The 17598-nt window shown below is 74.0% G+C and carries 24 protein-coding genes; 12 read left to right on the top strand and 12 right to left on the bottom strand.

The window, feature by feature from the left end:
* Nucleotides 1-6: 6 nt before the first annotated feature.
* Complete coding sequence (locus ABZ793_RS14860) at nt 7-177, top strand: hypothetical protein (protein WP_350704394.1); 171 nt, start codon at nt 7-9, stop codon at nt 175-177.
* Nucleotides 177-527, top strand: coding sequence for a DUF3140 domain-containing protein (locus ABZ793_RS14855; protein WP_350704392.1), 351 nt, complete (start codon nt 177-179; stop codon nt 525-527). The genes ABZ793_RS14860 and ABZ793_RS14855 overlap by 1 nt, the downstream gene beginning before the upstream one ends.
* A 69-nt stretch (nt 528-596) precedes the next feature.
* Here the strand turns inward: ABZ793_RS14855 and ABZ793_RS14850 are convergent, their stop codons facing one another.
* The 3 genes from ABZ793_RS14850 to ABZ793_RS14840 form a co-directional block, all read right to left on the bottom strand.
* The gene (locus ABZ793_RS14850; protein WP_357457025.1) at nt 597-839 is read right to left on the bottom strand and encodes a hypothetical protein; all 243 of its coding nucleotides are present in this window, start codon (nt 837-839) and stop codon (nt 597-599) included.
* 19 nt (nt 840-858) lie between these two features.
* Nucleotides 859-1854, bottom strand: coding sequence for a LysR family transcriptional regulator (locus ABZ793_RS14845; protein ID WP_350704388.1), 996 nt, complete (start codon nt 1852-1854; stop codon nt 859-861).
* Between the two features lie 109 nt (nt 1855-1963).
* On the bottom strand, nt 1964-2572 hold the full coding sequence (locus ABZ793_RS14840; protein WP_357457023.1) for a hemerythrin domain-containing protein: 609 nt from the start codon (nt 2570-2572) through the stop codon (nt 1964-1966).
* A gap of 182 nt (nt 2573-2754) precedes the next feature.
* Here ABZ793_RS14840 and ABZ793_RS14835 point away from each other — a divergent pair, with 182 nt between their 5' ends.
* Nucleotides 2755-4083, top strand: a complete 1329-nt coding sequence (locus tag ABZ793_RS14835; RefSeq protein WP_357457021.1) for a M20/M25/M40 family metallo-hydrolase — start codon at nt 2755-2757, stop codon at nt 4081-4083.
* A gap of 62 nt (nt 4084-4145) precedes the next feature.
* Nucleotides 4146-4796, top strand: coding sequence for a hypothetical protein (locus tag ABZ793_RS14830; RefSeq protein WP_350704635.1), 651 nt, complete (start codon nt 4146-4148; stop codon nt 4794-4796).
* A 75-nt stretch (nt 4797-4871) separates the two neighbouring features.
* On the opposite strand, the gene ABZ793_RS14825 is transcribed toward ABZ793_RS14830, so the two are convergent.
* From ABZ793_RS14825 to ABZ793_RS14805, 5 genes are all read right to left on the bottom strand, one after another.
* Nucleotides 4872-5063: a DUF5703 family protein gene (locus ABZ793_RS14825; RefSeq protein ID WP_053655860.1), complete on the bottom strand. Its 192-nt coding sequence runs from the start codon at nt 5061-5063 to the stop codon at nt 4872-4874.
* A 163-nt stretch (nt 5064-5226) separates the two neighbouring features.
* Nucleotides 5227-6282, bottom strand: a complete 1056-nt coding sequence (locus ABZ793_RS14820; protein WP_357457018.1) for an SseB family protein — start codon at nt 6280-6282, stop codon at nt 5227-5229.
* Nucleotides 6279-6698, bottom strand: coding sequence for a YbaB/EbfC family nucleoid-associated protein (locus ABZ793_RS14815; protein ID WP_357457016.1), 420 nt, complete (start codon nt 6696-6698; stop codon nt 6279-6281). The genes ABZ793_RS14820 and ABZ793_RS14815 overlap by 4 nt, the downstream gene beginning before the upstream one ends.
* A gap of 135 nt (nt 6699-6833) precedes the next feature.
* Nucleotides 6834-7409 (bottom strand): zinc ribbon domain-containing protein, encoded by a 576-nt coding sequence (locus ABZ793_RS14810; RefSeq protein ID WP_357457014.1) that lies wholly within the window; start codon nt 7407-7409, stop codon nt 6834-6836.
* Nucleotides 7406-8023, bottom strand: coding sequence for an IS607 family transposase (locus tag ABZ793_RS14805; RefSeq protein ID WP_357457012.1), 618 nt, complete (start codon nt 8021-8023; stop codon nt 7406-7408). Before ABZ793_RS14805 ends, ABZ793_RS14810 begins: the two co-directional genes overlap by 4 nt.
* Nucleotides 8024-8158: 135 nt before the next feature.
* Here ABZ793_RS14805 and ABZ793_RS14800 point away from each other — a divergent pair, with 135 nt between their 5' ends.
* From ABZ793_RS14800 to ABZ793_RS14790, 3 genes are read left to right on the top strand one after another with little or no spacing between them, the layout of a single operon-like run.
* Nucleotides 8159-8488: a hypothetical protein gene (locus ABZ793_RS14800; RefSeq protein ID WP_357457010.1), complete on the top strand. Its 330-nt coding sequence runs from the start codon at nt 8159-8161 to the stop codon at nt 8486-8488.
* Entirely contained in the window at nt 8485-9543 is a 1059-nt protein-coding gene (locus ABZ793_RS14795) for a hypothetical protein (protein ID WP_357457008.1), read from the top strand. Before ABZ793_RS14800 ends, ABZ793_RS14795 begins: the two co-directional genes overlap by 4 nt.
* A 23-nt stretch (nt 9544-9566) precedes the next feature.
* Entirely contained in the window at nt 9567-10469 is a 903-nt protein-coding gene (locus ABZ793_RS14790) for a hypothetical protein (RefSeq protein WP_357457006.1), read from the top strand.
* Between the two features lie 178 nt (nt 10470-10647).
* On the opposite strand, the gene ABZ793_RS14785 is transcribed toward ABZ793_RS14790, so the two are convergent.
* From ABZ793_RS14785 to ABZ793_RS14775, 3 genes are all read right to left on the bottom strand, one after another.
* Nucleotides 10648-11061 (bottom strand): SRPBCC domain-containing protein, encoded by a 414-nt coding sequence (locus ABZ793_RS14785; protein WP_357457004.1) that lies wholly within the window; start codon nt 11059-11061, stop codon nt 10648-10650.
* Nucleotides 11058-11369, bottom strand: coding sequence for a metalloregulator ArsR/SmtB family transcription factor (locus ABZ793_RS14780; RefSeq protein ID WP_357457002.1), 312 nt, complete (start codon nt 11367-11369; stop codon nt 11058-11060). Before ABZ793_RS14780 ends, ABZ793_RS14785 begins: the two co-directional genes overlap by 4 nt.
* 74 nt (nt 11370-11443) lie before the next feature.
* Nucleotides 11444-12415 (bottom strand): aldo/keto reductase, encoded by a 972-nt coding sequence (locus tag ABZ793_RS14775; protein ID WP_350687314.1) that lies wholly within the window; start codon nt 12413-12415, stop codon nt 11444-11446.
* Nucleotides 12416-12593: 178 nt separating this feature from the next.
* Between ABZ793_RS14775 and ABZ793_RS14770 the strand changes: the two genes are divergently transcribed.
* Together ABZ793_RS14770 and ABZ793_RS14765 are read left to right on the top strand one after the other, a co-directional pair.
* Nucleotides 12594-13646, top strand: coding sequence for an LLM class F420-dependent oxidoreductase (locus ABZ793_RS14770; protein WP_357457000.1), 1053 nt, complete (start codon nt 12594-12596; stop codon nt 13644-13646).
* Nucleotides 13643-14479, top strand: a complete 837-nt coding sequence (locus ABZ793_RS14765; protein WP_350704371.1) for an undecaprenyl-diphosphate phosphatase — start codon at nt 13643-13645, stop codon at nt 14477-14479. The genes ABZ793_RS14770 and ABZ793_RS14765 overlap by 4 nt, the downstream gene beginning before the upstream one ends.
* 91 nt (nt 14480-14570) lie before the next feature.
* On the opposite strand, the gene ABZ793_RS14760 is transcribed toward ABZ793_RS14765, so the two are convergent.
* Nucleotides 14571-15179, bottom strand: a complete 609-nt coding sequence (locus ABZ793_RS14760) for an XRE family transcriptional regulator (RefSeq protein ID WP_357456998.1) — start codon at nt 15177-15179, stop codon at nt 14571-14573.
* Nucleotides 15180-15300: 121 nt separating this feature from the next.
* Here ABZ793_RS14760 and ABZ793_RS14755 point away from each other — a divergent pair, with 121 nt between their 5' ends.
* The 3 genes from ABZ793_RS14755 to ABZ793_RS14745 all read left to right on the top strand — a co-directional run bounded on the left by ABZ793_RS14755 (nt 15301) and on the right by ABZ793_RS14745 (nt 17529).
* On the top strand, nt 15301-16014 hold the full coding sequence (locus ABZ793_RS14755) for a histidine phosphatase family protein (protein ID WP_357456996.1): 714 nt from the start codon (nt 15301-15303) through the stop codon (nt 16012-16014).
* Nucleotides 16015-16138: 124 nt separating this feature from the next.
* Nucleotides 16139-16714 carry a DUF3090 domain-containing protein gene (locus ABZ793_RS14750; protein WP_350704365.1) on the top strand — a complete coding sequence of 192 codons (576 nt, stop codon included), beginning with the start codon at nt 16139-16141 and terminating at the stop codon, nt 16712-16714.
* A complete protein-coding gene (locus ABZ793_RS14745) occupies nt 16711-17529 on the top strand; it encodes an SCO1664 family protein (protein ID WP_350704363.1) in 819 nt (272 codons plus the stop codon). Before ABZ793_RS14750 ends, ABZ793_RS14745 begins: the two co-directional genes overlap by 4 nt.
* Nucleotides 17530-17598 lie beyond the last annotated feature (69 nt).

Genomic DNA, 17598 nt, shown 5'->3' with positions numbered 1-17598 from the left:
GCGGACATGACCGAACCCGAGGAGACCCAGGAAGAGACCGACCGCACCGATCCGATCCTGGCGCCGCCGACGGCGAACCCCGCCCGGGTGCAGGTGCCGCCGGAGGGCCTGGGCCAGCAGCAGGGCGACGAGCCGGAGCCGGTGGCGTCCGACCGTCACCGTCGAGAGGAGGGCTGATGGTACGCGAGCAGCGGCTCGATCCCGAGGTGGAGGTGCTCTGGGACGACTTCCACGCCCAGGTGAACGTCCCGTCGGAGAAGCTGCGGCAGTGGCTGCTCACCCGCGGCTCCGGGGAGGAGGCGTTCGGGCCGAACCCGGACCTCGACCTGCCCGCGCTGGGCCGGGAGATCCTCAAGGTGCTCACCAAGCGCAAGGTCGACCTCACCCCGGAGGACATCAAGGTGATGCAGGACGCGATCGACGAGATCGAGAACCTGCTGGAGGCCAAGCCGGACCGCGGCAACGCCGACGACGAGTGGCGGCACTCGCTGCTCGACCTGGGCCACGACGTCCTCGTCGAACGCTGAACCGTCCCCGTCGACACGAGCCGGCGGCGCCCCGGGAAACACCTCCCGGGCGCCGCCGGCCCCGTGTGCTCAGCCCTGGTCGCTCTCCAGGCTGCCGATCGTGAGGCCCGCGGCGTCGGCCGCCGCCTCGCGGTCGGCGCGCGTCCGCTCCTCCCGGGTGAGCAGGGTGGCGTACTCCGTGACGTCCGCCGGGTCGGGCACCTCGGGCAGGCGGCGCAGGAAGGCCTCCACGTCGCGGGCGGCGGACGTGTGCGCGGCGGCCGCCTGCCGGAGGATCTCCCGGTCGTCGGCGGCGGGGTAGAGATCGGTCATGCCCGCCAGATACCCGACATCACGCCGTTCGCACCCGGTCCGTCCCGGCGGCCGTCAGCCCCCGCGCCCCGAAGCCCGGGTTGCGCAGCAGCCAGGACAGGTATTCCGGATGCGCCGCCAGCGAGTCGGTGTACGCGGCCAGCGCGGTCTCCAGCACCACCTCGGCGTCCCCGGCGGCGGGGGAGTCGGGGTGCCAGCCGAGCATCAGCCGCCAGCGCAGCGGGGTCCCGGCCAGCATCCGGGTGACGAGCCCGGCGACCGGGCGGAAGGTGGCCTGGCACAGCGCCACCGCCTCGCCGGAGTCGACCATGTCGATGCACACGCGCACGTCGGCCTCGTACAACTTCCGCGGGGTGAAGCCGGCGCGGGCGCAGGCGGCGGCGAAACAGTCGCCGAAGCAGCCGTCGCCGGGCGCGGCGACCCACTGCTCGCGGCGCAGGTCGGCCAGGGGCACCTCGGCCCGGCCGGCCAACGGGTGCTGCTCGGGCAGCATGACGAGCACCGGGTCGACGGCAACCTCCCGCCAGCTCAACCCGTACTCGGCCGGCGGCGCGGCATCGCCGCACACCCCGATCAGCGCGAAGTCCAGCCGGCCGCCCGCGACCAGGTGGGTCAGCTCCTCCGCCGACCAGGAGGCGTGGGTGGTGATCTGGGCCGGCGGGGGATCGGCGGCGAGCCGGTGCACGAGCCGACCGAGGATCGGGCTGTTCACCCCGCCGAACCGGTAGCGCCGGGGGGCGTCCCCGGCACCGGCCAGCCGGGCCGCCTCGTCCTGCAGGCCCTTCATGGCCGGCAGCAGCACCCGGGCCCGGGCGAGGACCAGCTCGCCGAGGACGGTGGGCCGGGCGCCGCGGCGGTCCCGTTCGAACAGCGGCCCGCCCAGCGTCCGCTCGATGCGCTGGAGCTGGGCGGTGAGCGCCGGCTGGGCCAGGCCGAGCGCCGAGGCCGCCTTGGTCACGCTCCCCGTCTCCGCGATCGCGCAGACCACCCTCAGGTGACGCAGCTCCAGATTCATAGAGTGACGGTATGACCCCGCAGCGGCTGGCGGAAGGCCCTGAACGGATCAACACTCTCCGATGTTTTCCGGACCGGTGGCCGGGGCGCCCGGCGGGAAAGCCGGCGGCTCAGCTCGACGGCGGCTCGGCCAGGTCGGCGAGATAGGTGGGGCGGCCGGTGACGGCGTCGCGCACCTTGTCGACCACGCCCACCGCCGGCTCGACGACCCGGTTCCAGGGCGGGGTCGCCGGCATGCCCGGGTGCGGTCGGGTCGGGGCCGCCTCCTCGGCGATCTCCAGCCGGTTGCCCAGGCGGATCAGCTCCTCGGGGCTGGCCACCTCGCGCAGCGCCGCGACCAGGGCACCGACCTCCTCGACGTGGCGGCGGACCCGCGCGTCGACCTCGGCCAGCCCGTCGTCGGCGAGCCCACCCAGGGCGGTCAGCAGGGCCGCGTCGTCGGCGAGCGCCCGGTCCACCCGGTCGGCGGCGTCGGGCAGCGCGGCCCGGACCGTGGGCAGCAGGTACTGCTCCTCGGCGGACAGGTGCCGGGACAGCGCCGCCGTCAGCACCTCCAGCCCCCGTTCCGGGGCGGGCTCGGGGTCGGCGTCGGTGAGCCGGCGCAGCAGCTCCCGCAGTTGCCGGTGCTCGGCGTCGACGATGTCGGCGATGCTGCGCCCGCCCGGCCGGAAGGTCTCGTCCTCTCCGGTGGGCGGCAGCGGCGGCAGGGGAACGGTCATGGTGCCCTCCTCGGGCGGCGGGCGGAGCACGTGGTGGGGTGCGGTCGCGACCGGCGGTACCCGACCGCGCCGGCGGCGAAACCGGGCGGCGGTCCGCGCCCGCCCCGGCGGACCCGCCCCGCCGCGCCACAGGGGCGGGACGGGGCGACCGGAGCGGACCGGTCGGCTGGTATGAAGAACCGATGACGAGCGACCCCGCCTCCGCCCTTCCCGACCCCACCGACGAGGTCGTCGGCCTGTGCCGCGACCTCCTGCGGATCGACACCACCAACACCGGGGACAACGACACCAGCGTCGGCGAACGCGTCGCCGCCGAATACGTGGCGGAGAAGCTGGCCGAGGTCGGCGTCGAGTCCGTCATCCACGAGTCGGCGCCGGGCCGCGCCAACCTGGTCGCCCGCATCCCGGGCACCAACCCGAGCCGCGGCGCCCTGCTCGTGCACGGCCACCTCGACGTGGTCCCCGCCGACGCCGACGAGTGGTCGGTGCACCCGTTCTCCGGGGAGCTGCGCGACGGCTACCTGTGGGGCCGGGGCGCGATCGACATGAAGGACTTCGACGCGATGGTGCTGGCCGTGGTGCGGCACTGGCAGCGCACCGGGGTGCGCCCGCCGCGCGACATCGTGCTCGCGTACACCGCCGACGAGGAGGCCGGCAGCGACTACGGCGCACACTTCATCGTCCAGCGGCACCGCGATCTCCTCGACGGCTGCACCGAGGCCATCGGCGAGGTCGGCGGCTTCTCCTACTCCGTCAACGACGAGCAGCGGCTCTACCTGATCGAGACGGCCGAGAAGGGCATCGACTGGCTGCGCCTGCGCGCCAAGGGCCGGCCCGGGCACGGCTCGATGGTGCACGACGACAACGCCGTCACCGCGCTCGCCGAGGCGGTGGCCCGGGTCGGCCGGCACCGCTTCCCCGTGGTGGTGACCGACACCGTCCGGGCCTTCCTCGAGGAGGTCTCTGACCTGCTCGGGATCGAACTCGACCCGGAGGACCCGGAGGCCGCCATCGCCAAGCTGGGGCCGATCGCCAACATCATCGGCGCGACGATCCGCAACACCGCCAACCCGACCCGGCTCGCCGCCGGCTACAAGGACAACGTCATCCCCGGCCGGGCCACCGCCACCATCGACTGCCGCAGCCTCCCCGGGCAGTCGGAGCTGCTGGAGCGCCAGCTGCGCGAGCTGGTCGGCCCGGACATCGTCATCGAGTACATCCAGCGGCAGCCCGCGCTGGAGACGACGTTCGACGGCGACCTGGTCGACGCGATGTCGGCGGCGCTGCGCGCGGAGGACCCGGGGGCCCGGCCGGTGCCGTACATGCTCTCCGGCGGCACCGACGCCAAGGCGTTCTCCCAGCTCGGCATCCGATGCTTCGGCTTCGCGCCGCTGCGGCTGCCCGCCGACCTGAACTTCTCCGCGCTGTTCCACGGCATCGACGAGCGCGTTCCGGTGGACGGACTACAGTTCGGCGTGCGGGTTCTCGACCGGTTCCTCCGCACCTGCTAGCCCCCGTCCGGAACGCCAGTGTTCCGCCGGGGAACCTCCCCATCGTGAAGGGACTGACCCACATGACCGACCAGCACGGTGAGCTGGACGCCGCCCTCGAGCGCGTGATCGATGCGGCCCGCCACCACCTGGCCGCCGTCCGCGCCGCGCAGGGCCGCGTCGACGACGACGACGTCTGGCAGGCGTACGTCGCCCTGAACAACGCCTCCTTCGCGTACGACGAGCAACTCCTGGACGCCTTCGGCGAGGTCACCCCCTGGGACGTCGAGTCGATCGACCCGGACGAGGCCGACGAGCGCTTCGGCGGGGAGGGCGTGGAGCCCACCGACCCGCACCCGCGGGTCATCTCGGTGCGCCAGCGGCGCGACTACCGGGTGCCGAGCGTCTCGGCGCTGATCCGGGTGGCCGAGGCGGCCCGCCGGGAGGGCACCCCGGCCGACGACGAGCCGGCACCCGTCGAGGGGGTCGGTGAGGCGGTGCTGGAGCTGCTCCAGAGCGGCGACGGCTCACTCGGCGCGCTGGACGTGCCGGAGCTGGAGCCGCTGGACGGTGTGGTGATGGTCAGCGAGGTCGGCACCCCGGTCGACCTGGAGTCCTTCGACGACGACGACCCGGTCGGCCCGTTCCAGCCGGCACCCGACGACCGGCTTGTGGGCCGGCTCGACGAGCACCCGTTCCTGGAGCTCGACGACGAGCACGACCACGCCCACTAGGGCGGCGACGCCCCGGGGCCCCCGGCAGTTCGGCCGGGCCCCGGGGCGTCCGCGTACCGGCGGTGCCGCCGGTGATCAGTACGACAGGCCCGGCTGCGGCTGGTTGACCCGTCGGCGGCGCAGCACCACCTGGCGCGTGCCGTCGCGGAACAGCCGCACCCGGGCCAACTCCCACCCGGAGAACTCCGCCTGGATCGCCAACTGCGCCGCGGCGGTCAACCGGTCGACGTTCGGCGGCAGCCGCAGCGGCGCGTACTCGTAGTCCATGAGCCCTATGCTGCCCAGCCCGGCGGCCGTCCGCCACCCCCTCGTCGGTGACCCGCGCCGCCGTCCGACGCCCGGATGTGACGTGACCCACCCCGGGCCGCGGCCCGTCGTCGCCCCCGTACCCGGCCGGTCCACCCGACACCGGCAGGCCCCGACACCGTCCCTAGTCGAGGGGCGCGCTGTCGACGGGCGGGTTCGCCGCCAGCAGGGCGGCCAGCGCCGGCGGTGCCAGGAGCAGCGTCCGCGGGGTGCCGGCGTCCACCGCCAGCCCCCACGCCGGGTCCGGCCAGTCGGCGAGCAGGTCCGCGCAGGGCACCGCGACGAACGGCACGCCCGACCCGGCGAACGCGGTCAGGGCGTCCGGCGTGGTGAAGACGGGCAGCAGCGACGCGCCGGACGCGTCGGCGACGACCGTCCAGGGCACGTCGCGGTCCGGGCCCGGCTCCGCCGCCAGCGGTACGCACACCGTCGCGGCGGCCAGGACGCCGAGGTACGCCGGCAGGTCCTGCCGCGCGACGGCGTCGCCGAGAAGGTCCTGCACCGTCCGGCCGTCCCCCGCCGGCCCGCCCCCGCCCCCGACGGCGACGGCGGCGGCGGCCGGCCCTGACCCGGTGCGGGCCGACCCGTCCCGGGCGTCGGCGGTGGGCGCGAGGCCGTCGGCGGGCCGGTGGGCCGAGGTGGCGGCCGCTCCGCTCCGCCCCGGCCGGTCCCCGGCCGGCGGCTGCGGGACGGCGGGAACGGGCGGGGGCGGCGGCGCGGCCGGCGGGGCCACGGGTACGGCCGGGCCGGCGGGCGGCGCCGCCACCGGCAGGACGGGCGGCGCGGCTACCTGGGGCCGGGGCCGTGCCGGGCGCGGCAGGGTCGGCGCCGGCCGCACCCGGGGGCCGGTGGGCGGGAGGATCTGGCAGGACAGCGCGTCGGGTTCCGTGGTGAGCACCGCGGCGGCGGTCCGCGCCACGAACCCGCTCCACCAACGCAGGCCCTCGGGGGTGCGCGGCGTCTCGTGCCACCAGCCGCCGGCGCCCCGCGGCGCCTGCCAACCGAGCTCCGCGAGGTGCCGCTCGTCGTAGGCCGGGCAGATCCCCCGGACCCGGTTCCGGCGCACCATCAGGTGCAGCCGGCGGGGACCCGCGGCGAGTTCCAGATCGGTGTCGTGGTCGCAGCGGGACAGCGTGTCGTGGAGCTGGGCGACGACGTCGGGCCAGCCCGGCGACGTCATGCCGGCGACCCCGGGAGGCGCCCGTCGAGCCGCCCGAGCCGCCCCATGGCCTCCTCCAGCCGGCCCAGCGAGGCGAAGTCGCCGGGAGTGCCGAAGATCTCGCCCAGGCCCGCGCCGAGCGTGACGTCGAGGCCCTCGGTGCGCTCGCCGAGCTGCTCCGCCGCCGCCGTCCGAGCCTGCCGGTACGCCGCCAGCACCATCGCCGCGAGGTTCTCCGTGCCCACCCGCAGCGCGGTCGGCGCGAAGCTCAGGTCGGTCAGTTCGCCGGTGGCGTCGACGGTCGCGGACACCAGTCCACTGTCGTCGGTCGCGGTGCTGGTCATCTCGTCCAGGTCGTCCCTGAGACCGGCGAAACGGCGTTCGATGTCGGCGAGCCGTCCGGCGAGGGCGTCGAACGCGGACAGCGGGTCGGACATGACAACCTGCTTCCTACTCGTTGCTCATGGCTGAGCAGTTCGGATGATTCGCTCTCCGCCCAGCGGTGGCCGGGCTGGAGTCCTGGACCGGCAGTCTGGTCCGGTGGCGATCGGTCCGGTCCTGCAGGATCTGCTTCACCTTGTGGTGTGGGGTGTGCAGGGCGATGTCGGGTCGCCGGCTCGGTGCAGGATGTTGATCGCGGCGTTCACGTCGGCCTGCCACACCACCCCGCATCGGGTGCAGTGAAACCGGTCGCCACTACGGCGGCCGAAGGCGCCGCATTGGGTGCGGTTACGGCCCCGCTTCCAATGCTCGCGCATCTGCCGGGCCAGGAACGGATCACTGGCCCACTGGTCGGCCCGCAGCGCGGTGAACATCCGCTTACGCTCGCCCGGATCGTTGGTGCGTCGGCTGATCGCCCGCCGGACGTCGACCTTGGCCGCCTCCATGTTCGCTGCGATGTCGGCGATGGCGTCGCGGACCGTTTCCTTCCACGCATTCGCCAACACACCAAACCGCACGTGGATGCCGTCGGCCAACCAGCGGTCCCGCACCTGCCGGTCTCTCAACCCGGACCCGACTGCGAGGATCGAGCCGTAACGCTGCCACACCTCACTACGCACCCGACCCAACCGGCGGGCCTGCTCCACCAGAGCGGCGTACTTGCCCGGATTTAGGTGCGCGGAGTAGGCGATCCGGGTGACCTTCACCGGCCACCATCCATGGTCAAGTCCGCCTTTTTCAACTCCTTCTCGTAGCGGCGCAGACCGAACAGCCGGCCCGAGAAGGTGTGCACGATGGCCAGGAAATCCTCGACCAGCTCCTGCTGCGGGGACAGGGACTCCTGGTTGGCGACGACGATCTCGCAGCCGCCGCGCGCCGCCAAATGCTCTAGCAAGTCGAACCCGAACCGGGCCAACCTGTCCTTGTGCGCCACCACCAGCGTGGCGACCTCACCCCGGTCGACGGCGTCCATCAACGCCAGGAATTTCCTGCGGCAAAGGTCCATCCCGCCGCCGACCTCGCTGATCCACTCGTCCACGGCCAGACCCCGAGCGAGGCAGAACTGTTGCATCGCCGCCACCTGCGAGGCCAAGTCAGACTTCTGACCCGGCGACGAGACCCGGCAGTACACCACAACCCTCCGCCGGTCGGCGGCGAAGCCCGGCTGCAGCACCCTACGCACATCCGAATCGTCGAAATACCGCTGCCCCGACGGCAGACGACGGGCCGTGATCCGGCCCTCCGCCTCCCACCGGCGCACCGTGCTCACCGAACGGCCCACCCGCTCGGCAAACTCGCCAATCCGATAGACACTCCCCACAACAGTCAACTATGGACAGCTCTAGAAAGGAAAGCAACCACTATTAGCTGCTCCCGGGCGCAGCGCCGGTCCGGGGTGGCGACCGGCAGCCGCATGATCGTATCGTCGTCGCGCCGGGCGACGGGGAGGAACGGCATGGGGGACATCGACGTCGACGTGCAGGCGGTACGGCGACTGGAAGCGGCGGCGAAACAGGTGGCCACCTCGCTGACCGCGCTGGAGAGCCGGATCGCGTCCGCGGGCGACATTCCCGACGGGGCGTTCGGGCACCTGCCGTTCGTCAGCGACCTGCTCCGCGAGAAGTACGCCGAGCAGGTCAGCGGCGGCATGGAGCTGTTCCGGTCCGGCCACGACGCGTTCGAGCGCGTCGGCGCTGCGCTGAGCGGGACGGCCGAGGCGTACGAGCGCAACGAGCAGGACATCGACGCGTCCTTCCGCGCCATCGGCACCGGGATGGCCCGGTGAGCGGGCCGGCGGGAACCGCCGTCGAGCTGTGGAACGGCATCGACGGCGCACTCTCCAGCGTGGACAAGGCGGTCGACAGCGTCTGCCGGGCCCTGGCCTGGCCGCTGATCCAGCTCGTCGACCTCGTCGACGGCGAGCCGGCCGCGCTGCGCGCCAAGGCCGCCGAGTGGGACGCCCTGGCCGCCCAGGTCCGCGAGCTGGCCATGGGCCACCGCGGCGTGCGGGAGGCCGAGCGGGCCGGGTGGCGCTCGCCGGCCGGCGAGGCGTACGGGCGGCGGCTGGCCGAGGTCGAGCAGCAGTTGCTGGACGTCGCGGCGCAGTTCACCGCCACCGCCGAATACCTGCGCGGCGTCGCCGACGCCCTGCAGGCCGTCCACGACGTGCTGGTCGACATCTGCGTCGAGTTCGTCAACTTCCTGCTGGTGACGCTGGTGACCGCGCTGCTGATGGCGCCGTTCACCGCCGGCGCGTCCTGGGCGGCCGGCGTGGCGCTGGGCGTCACCCGGGGCATGATCGCTCTCGCCCGGATGCTGAAGATCATCCGCCCGCTGGCGGCGCACCTGCAGAAGGTCATCCGGCTGCTCCAGCGGGTGCTCCACCACCTGCGCAGGCTGCGCAACCACCTGGACAAGCTGGTCGACAAGCAGAAGGCGCTGCGCACCGGCCAGAAGTACGCCGACAAGCGCCGCGCCGCCGGCGACCCCGACAAGTGGTTCCACAAGTTCACGGATCCGGCGAAGGGCAGCTGGAAGCTCGGCAAGTCGGGCACGCCGTTCGACATGAGCACCTTCGAGCGCGTCGGGGCGCTGCGGGCGCACGGCATGGCCGACGGGGCGCGGATGATCGGCCGGGACTTCGTCACCAACCTGCCGTGGAACGTCCCGAACGCGGTGGTGCACGGCGCGACCTGGGGCACCGTCGCGGTGGTCTCGGGGCTGTCGGTGCCCGGCACGGACCAGATCGACGACAAGATCGACGGGGCGGTGGCCGGCGGCGCCGAGTGGATCGACCAGAATGTCTTCGGGCAGCCGGCGGAGCAACCGGCCGGCCGGTGAGGGCCGATCGAGGGGGTGGGGGCGTGACCGGTGCCAGGGGTCGACTCGGCCGGCTGACCGACGCGGTGCTCGGCGGGGCGCGGGCCGCCCGCGACAAGGCCCGCGAGCTGCGCGACGAGTTCCGCACCAGCGACGAGCCGGAGCGCGCCCTGGTCGCGCCGCTGCTGCCCGGCGAGGAGATCCGCTACGTCGGCCTGGCGCCGGTGCGGGCGCCCGAGAACCACCGGGCGGGCGGCCAGCTCGCCGACCGGGTGAACGCGGAGCTGGCCGAGGCGCTCGACCCGCGCGCGCTGTTCGGGCTGCTCCACGTCGTCAACCCGGTCGCGTGGGTGGACGCCGTGATGACGCCCGTGCGGGTCGTCGCGGGCGTCCTGCTGCTGCCGGGCAGGGCGGCCGTCCTCGCGGCGAACACCCCGGAGGCGGCCGAGACGGACGAGCCGGGCCCGGCTGCCGAGCCCCGGCAGCCGCTGCCGCTCACCGCCGAACAGGAGGCGTTCCGGGCGCTGTTCCGGCTCAGCCGCTACCGGCCGCTGGCCGACCAGCTCGCGGAGATCGCCTACCGGCGGCGGTACGTCTTCAGCGGCGACCTCGCCACGCTCGCCGGCAGCCTGCTGCTGTTCCTGGAGCGCTACACCGGCACCCCGCTCGTCGTCACCGACACCCACCTGCACCTGTTGCGGATGGGTCGCCGCCCCGACCCCGATCGGGAGGACCGCCGCCGCCCCCAGGTGCTGTGGAGCGTGGAGCGGAGGCGCATCGCCCGGATCGACTCCGACCACGGCGCCGCCCGCCTCGTGCAGTTCCCGTCAACCATCGTGTTCGACGACGGCTCCTGGATCCGGGTCGTCAACCCGGCCGCCCGCGACGACCAGGCGCGCTTCCTCGCCGCTGTACGCGACATCCCCGGTCGGCGCCCCACGACCTGAGCCGGCGGCGTCCGCCGAGCGGCGTGGACGCCGGTGTCCTGTGTGGCAGGGGGGGCGGAGCGCGACAGAACCCGCCACGGCCACCGGCCGCGCCAGCGGCACCCCGATCCGGTGCAGGCCGCGCCAGCGGCACCCCCGAGCCGGTGTCGGCCCCGCCCCGGCGTGCCCTGGCGGAACGTCAGTCGGTGCGTCGGGAAGCGGTCTGCGCGAGCTGCGGCAGCACCTTGTCCCGCCACCCGGGTCCCATCCGGTCGAAGGCGTCCCGTTCGGACTTCCGGTCGAGGTCGAACCCGCTGTGCTCGAACAACAGGCGGGTGCCGTTGCCCTCCGCGACCAGACGCCAGGTCAGTGTCCAGCTCTCGTTGAAGGTGTAGACGAGCTTCTCCTCGGGGACGACCTCGACGACCTCGCAGGCCACCGCTCCCCAGCCGGGCATCTGGAGGTGGAAGCGGTGCCCGAGGACGGCGGCGATGTCGCCGGGCACCCACCAGCGGGCGAGCAGCTCGGGCTCGGTGAGGGTGCGCCAGACCTTGCTCGGCGGGGCGGCGACGAACTGGTCGATGGCGATGGTGTCGGTGTTGGTCGCGGTCACTCGTCCTCCTCGGCGACGTCGGCGAGCGAACGCAGTCGCTGGCGCCAGAATCGTTCGAACGGGTGGAGCCAGTCGCCGACCTGGGCGAGCGGCTCCGCGGTGAGGTGGTAGTGCCGTTGCCGGCCGCTGGGTTCGTCGTGCACCAGTTCGGCACGCCGCAGCACCTGCAGGTGCTCGGCGACCGCGGGCCGGCTCAGGTCGAACTGGTTGGCCAGGTCGCCGGCCGTACGAGGCCCCTCGGCGAGCAGCTGCAGGAGTCTGCGGCGGACCGGGCTCGCCAGCGCGAGGAACACGTCGTCTTCGGGCACCACCACAAGTTATGTCGGAGATTGCCGACATGTCAATGATTTCCGACGCGTTGGCGCCGCCGTGGCGGGGCAGGTCAGCCGTCGCGCTCGGGGTAGCCGACCGGTACGGCCGACACGTCGTCCAGCGCGGTGATGATCTCCTCCGGCAGCGTCATCCGCTCGACCTGGAGCGCGCCGAGCAACTGCCCGACCGTCCGCGCGCCGAGGATCGGGGCCACCACCCCGGGCCGGTCGCGGATCCAGGCCAGCGCCACCTCCAGCGGCGAGACACCCAGCCCGCCGGCCGCGGTGGCGACCGCCTCCACGATGCTGGAGCAGCGCGGCTCCAGGTAGGTGGCGACGAACCGCTCGAAGTGCGGCGAGGCCGCCCGCGAGTCGGCGGGGCGGCCGTGCCGGTACTTGCCGGTGAGCACCCCCCGGCCCAGCGGCGACCAGGGCAGCACCCCCAGCCCGAGGGCCTCGCACGCGGGCAGCACCTCCCGCTCCACGCCCCGCTCCAGCAGCGAGTACTCCACCTGCGCGGCCACCACCGGGGCGCGGCCCGGCCAGGCGGCCTGCCAGGCGGCCGCCCGCGCGGTCTGCCACCCGGAGAAGTTCGACACCCCGACGTAGCGGACCCGGCCGCTGGCCACCGCGTGGTCCAGCGCCGCGAGGGTCTCCTCCAGCGGGGTGTCGGGGTCGTAGCCGTGCACCTGGAACAGGTCGACGTGGTCGGTGTTGAGGCGGCGCAGCGAGGCGTCCAACGTCCGCAGCAGGTGCCCCCGGGAGCCGTCGCGGCGCCGGCCGCTGCCCGGCCGCAGCCCCGCCTTGGTGGCGATCAGCAACTCCTCGCGCGGCACCAGGGTGCCCAGCAGCGACCCGATGACCGACTCGGCGTCGCCGTCGCCGTAGACGTCGGCGGTGTCGATCAGGTTGCCGCCCGCGTCGAGGTAACTCTTCAGCTGGGCGGCCGCATCGTCGGCGTCGGTGTCCCGGCCCCACGTCATGGTGCCGAGCGCGAGCCGCGAAACCGCCAGCCCGCTTCGGCCGAGCGGTCGCTGTTGCATGGGTGAACCTTATTTCGAACCGGGCCGCGCGGACATCCTCGCTCCCGTCAAGTCTGCCGGGCGCGTCGTGTTTCCGACCGCCCGGGTCGGCCCCGGGTTGCGGTGAGCCGGTGATCGGGGCGTCCTCCCGCATTGCGTAACCTGATGCGACTTGTGGTGCGGATGGGGGAGGACCTTAGTGCGACTCGGGCTCAGCCTCGGATACCAGACGGCGTGGAGCACGCCGGCCGATCACCTGGCTCTCGCCCAGGAGGCGGACCGGCTCGGCTACTCGGTGGTGTGGGCGGCGGAGGCCTACGGCTCCGACTCGCCGAGCATGCTCGCCTGGATGGCGGGGCAGACGGAGCGGATCGACGTGGGCAGCGCGGTGATGCAGATCCCCGCCCGCACCCCGGCGATGACCGCGATGACCGCGGCCACCATCGACGCCCTCTCCGGCGGCCGGTTCCGGCTCGGCCTGGGGGTGTCCGGTCCGCAGGTCTCCGAGGGCTGGCACGGGGTGCGGTTCGGCAAGCCGCTGGCGCGGACCCGCGAGTTCGTGGACATCGTGAAGCTCGCCGTCGCTCGCAAGGAGGTCGCGTACGACGGCGAGTTCTACACGCTGCCGCTGCCGGACGGGCCCGGGAAGGCGCTGCGCCTCGGCTTCCGCCCGCCGCGCGAACACATCCCGATCTACCTCGCCGCGGTCGGCCCGAAGAACCTGGAGCTGGCCGGGGAGATCGCCGACGGCTGGCTCGCCGTCTTCTACGCCCCGGAGTTCGCCGAGGAGCAGCTCGCGTCGGTCCGGGCCGGGCGGGCGAAGGTGGGCAAGGAACTCGCCGGCTTCGACGTGGTCCCGTCCGTGCCGGTGGTGGTCGGCGACGACGTCGCGTCCTGCGCCGAGCTGGTCCGCTTCTACGCGGCCCTCTACGTGGGTGGCATGGGCAGCCGGCAGCAGAACTTCTACAACCAGCTCGCCACCCGGATGGGCTACGGCGACGCCGCCCGCGAGGTGCAGGACCTCTATCTGGCCAAGCGGCAGCGTGACGCCGCCGCGGCGGTGCCGATGGAGTTCATCGACCGGACCTCGCTGCTGGGCCCGAAGGAGCGCATCGCCGAGCGGATGCGCGAGTACGCGGCCGCCGGCGTCACCACCCTGTCGGTGACCCTGTTCGCGGCGGACCGGGACAGCGGCGTGCAGACGCTGCGTACCGTCGCCGAGGCGCTGGAGCTTTCGGGAGTCGGCGAGTGACCTGGGTCGAGGCCATCGTCCTGGGCATCGTCCAGGGACTGACCGAGTTCCTGCCGGTCAGCTCGTCGGGGCATCTGCGGATCACCTCGGCGATCTTCTTCGACCGCGACGCCGGGGCGTCGTTCACCGCGGTCACCCAGCTGGGCACCGAGGCGGCGGTGCTGATCTACTTCGCCAAGGACATCTGGCGGATCACCCGGACGTGGCTGGTCGGCATCCGGGACAAGTCGGTCCGCTCCAGCCTCGACTACCGGATGGGCTGGTACGTGATCGTCGGCTCGATCCCGATCGGGCTGTTCGGCTTCCTGTTCAAGGACCAGATCCGCACCGCCGGACGCAACCTCTGGCTGGTGTCCACCACGCTGATCGTCTTCGCGTTCGTGCTGGCGTTCGCCGAGTACTGGGGCCGGCAGAGCCGCACCCTGGAGAACTTCCGGATGCGCGACGGCGTGGTGATGGGCTTCGCCCAGGCGATGGCGCTGATCCCCGGCGTGTCCCGCTCCGGCGGCACGCTCACCGCCGGGCTGCTGCTCAACCTCACCCGGGAGGCGGCGGCGCGTTACTCGTTCCTGCTGGCCATCCCGGCGGTGGTGATGTCCGGGATCTTCAGCGTCGGCGACGTCTTCGAGCCGGCGGCCCCCGGCACCTCCGTGCCGAGCGTCGCCCAGATGGTCGTGGCCACGATCATCGCCTTCGGCGTCGGGTACGCGGCCATCGCCTGGCTGCTGCGCTACGTCGCGCACCACACCCTGTACGTCTTCGTGCTGTACCGGGTCGCGCTGGGCACCCTGGTGCTCGCCCTGCTGATGACCGGCACCATCAGCGCCACCTGACCCGCCCGCAGCCCCGCCGGCCCCCGCCTCCGCCTCGTGCGGACGGGGGCCGGCCCGTGTCCGGGGCCAGCCGTGCGGACCGTCGGCGAGGTCAGCGCCCGTCCGGCTCCTCCGAGGGGGTGGCCCTGGGACGGGCCCGCAGGTGCGCCCGCTCGCCCTGCGTGCCGAACAGACTGAGGAACTCGACCGGCTCGGCGTCGGCGGCCCCGAACCAGTGCGGCACCCGGGTGTCGAACTCGGCCGCCTCGCCGGGGGAGAGCACCAGGTCCCGCTCGCCGAGGACGAGCCGCAGCCGCCCGTTGAGGACGTAGAGCCACTCGTAGCCCTCGTGGGTCTGCGGATCGGGCTCCCGGCGGGGGCTGCTGACCGGGATCACGAGCTTGTACGCCTGGATGCCGCCGGCCCGACGGGTCAGGGGCAGCATCGTCATGCCGTGCCGGGTGACGGGCCGCAGGTGGATGCGCGGGTCGCCGGTGGGCGGGGCGCCGACCAGCTCGTCGAGCGTGACGCCGTGGGCCCGGGCCAGGGGGAGCAGCAGTTCGAGGGTCGGCCGGCGGGAGCCGGACTCCAGCCGGGACAGCGTGCTCACCGAGATGCCGGTCGCCCCCGACAGGTCGGCCAGCGTGGTCGCGCGCTGCCGGCGCAGCGCGCGCAGCCGGGGTCCCACCGCGCCGAGCGCGTGGTCGAGATCGTCGTCCATGCCGCCAGTTTGCCAGCCCGGCAACACGACTTGCCGCCCTGTCCGGCGCGGGGTCGGATACGGCGGCCACGGCGGACGCCGCGTACGCCCGCCGCCGGGCGCAGGATCATAGGGTGTCACCGTGGCGACCCTTCTGCTTCTGCGACACGGCCGGACGACCGCGAACGCGGACGGCGGGCTGGCCGGCCGCCAGCCGGTCGAGCTGGACGACACCGGCCGGGCCCAGGCCGCCGCGGTGGGCGAGCGGCTGCGGCCGGTGCCGCTGGCCGCGGTGGTGACCAGCCCGCTCATCCGCTGCCGGCAGACCCTGGAGCTGGCGTTGCCCGGGGCGACCCCGACCGTGGAGGAGGGTCTGACCGAGTGCGGCTACGGCACCTGGGAGGGACAACCGCTCAAGAAGCTGGCCAAGGAGCCGCTCTGGCCGGTGGTCCAGCAGCACCCGAGCGCGGCGGTCTTCCCGGAGGGGGAGGCGATGGCGGCGATGGCGGCGCGGGCGGTCGCCGCGGTGCGCTCGTGGGACGCCCGGGTCACCGCGGAGCACGGCCCGGAGGCGGTGTGGCTGGCGTGCAGCCACGGCGACGTGATCAAGGCCATCGTGGCCGACGCGCTCGGCGTGCACCTCGACCTGTTCCAGCGGATCGTGGCCGACCCGGCATCCGTGACGGCGATCCGCTACACCCCGCTGCGGCCGTTCCTGGTGCGGCTCAACGACACCGGCGGCGACCTGGCCACCCTGGTGCCGCCGCCGCCCAGGCGACGCCGCCGGGCGGCCCGGGCGGCCGGCGCGGCCGAATCCGACGCGGCGGTGGGCGGCGGCGCGGGGGCAGGCCGGTGACGGCCCGGCGGCGGCCCACCGCCACGCCCGGGCCTGGCCGCCGCTCCGCCGGGCGCGGCGGGCGCGCGGCGATTCGCGTCGGTGGGGTACGCGGTGCCGTGGCGCGCCGGATAGGGTCGTGGGTATGACCCACCAGGTGCACGCCTTCGAGCCGCCGGAGCGGTTCGTCGCCGGGACCGTCGGGCCGCCCGGGGAGCGCACGTTCTTCCTCCAGGCGCGCGGCGGCGGCCGGCTGGTCAGCGTCGCGCTGGAGAAGGTCCAGGTGTCGCTGCTCGCCGAGAAGCTGGAGGAGTTGCTCTCCGAGGCGCAGCGCCGCTTCGGTGTGGAGCTGCCCGAGCCGGTGGCCGCCGTCGGCGACAACGACCCGCTGGACACGCCGGTCGACGAGGAGTTCCGGGTCGGCACGCTCGGGCTGGCCTTCGACGTCGACACCGCGACCGTGGTGATCGAGGCCATCGCCGCCGGCGAGGCGGAGGCCGAGGTCGAGCTGGGCGAGCCGGACGACGACGAGGACGTCGACGACGAGCCGGACGACGACCTCGACCGGCTCCGGGTAAGGCTGACCCCCGAGGCCACCCGCGCGTTCATCGAACGGGCCCGACGGGTGGTCAACGCCGGCCGCCCGCCCTGCCCGCTGTGCGGCCAGCCGCTCGACCCGGCGGGTCACCTCTGCCCGCGCCACAACGGTTATCACCGGTGACGTCGTCGGAACTCCAGCCCCGACAGGACGGCGACGCCGCGCTCCGGTTGCTCCGCGACGGCCGACTCGACCTGGAGGGGCGACTCGTCGACGCCTCCAACACCACCCTGCGCGGCATCCTGACCCTCGACGGGGCGACCGCGCGGTGCGTCTACAAGCCCGTGCGGGGTGAGCGTCCGCTGTGGGACTTCCCCGACGGCACCCTGGCCGGCCGGGAGGTCTCGGCGTACGTGGTCTCCCGGGCCACCGGGTGGGACCTGGTCCCGCCCACGGTGCTGCGGGACGGCCCGTTGGGGCCGGGGTCGTGCCAGCTCTGGATCGACGAGCCGGAGGAGGCCGAGCCGCTGGTCGGCTTCGTGCCGGCCGACGCGCTGCCGCCCCGCTGGTTCCCGATCGCCGCGGCCCGCGACGACGACGGCACGCCCTACGCGCTCGCCCACGCCGACGACCCGCGGCTGGCCCGCCTCGCGGTGCTCGACGCGGTGATCAACAACGCCGACCGCAAGGGCGGCCACGTGCTGGTCGGCCCGGACGACCGGATCTACGGCGTGGACCACGGGGTGAGCTTCCACGTCGAGGAGAAGCTGCGCACGGTGCTCTGGGGCTGGGCCGGCCGGCCGCTGCCGGGGGATGCCGTGGAGATGCTCGACGCGCTCGCCGGTCAGCTCGCCGGCGCGCTCGGCGCGGAGCTGGCCGACCACCTCACCATCGGGGAGATCGCCGAGCTGGCCGCCCGGGTCGACCGGATGCGCCACACCGGCTGTTTCCCGCAGCCGTCGCAGGACTGGCCGGCGGTGCCCTGGCCCCCCATGTGACCGCCCGGCACCGCTTCGGCGGGCTGTCGTGATGATCACTTGTGGGGTGGCCGTGCCCGGGTCCGGCGG

It is taken from the genome of Micromonospora sp. NPDC047465 (assembly GCF_040643125.1).
GTDB lineage: Bacteria > Actinomycetota > Actinomycetes > Mycobacteriales > Micromonosporaceae > Micromonospora.
Note: the sequence above shows the minus strand (reverse complement) of the source record. Positions and strands in the feature narration are given on the sequence as shown.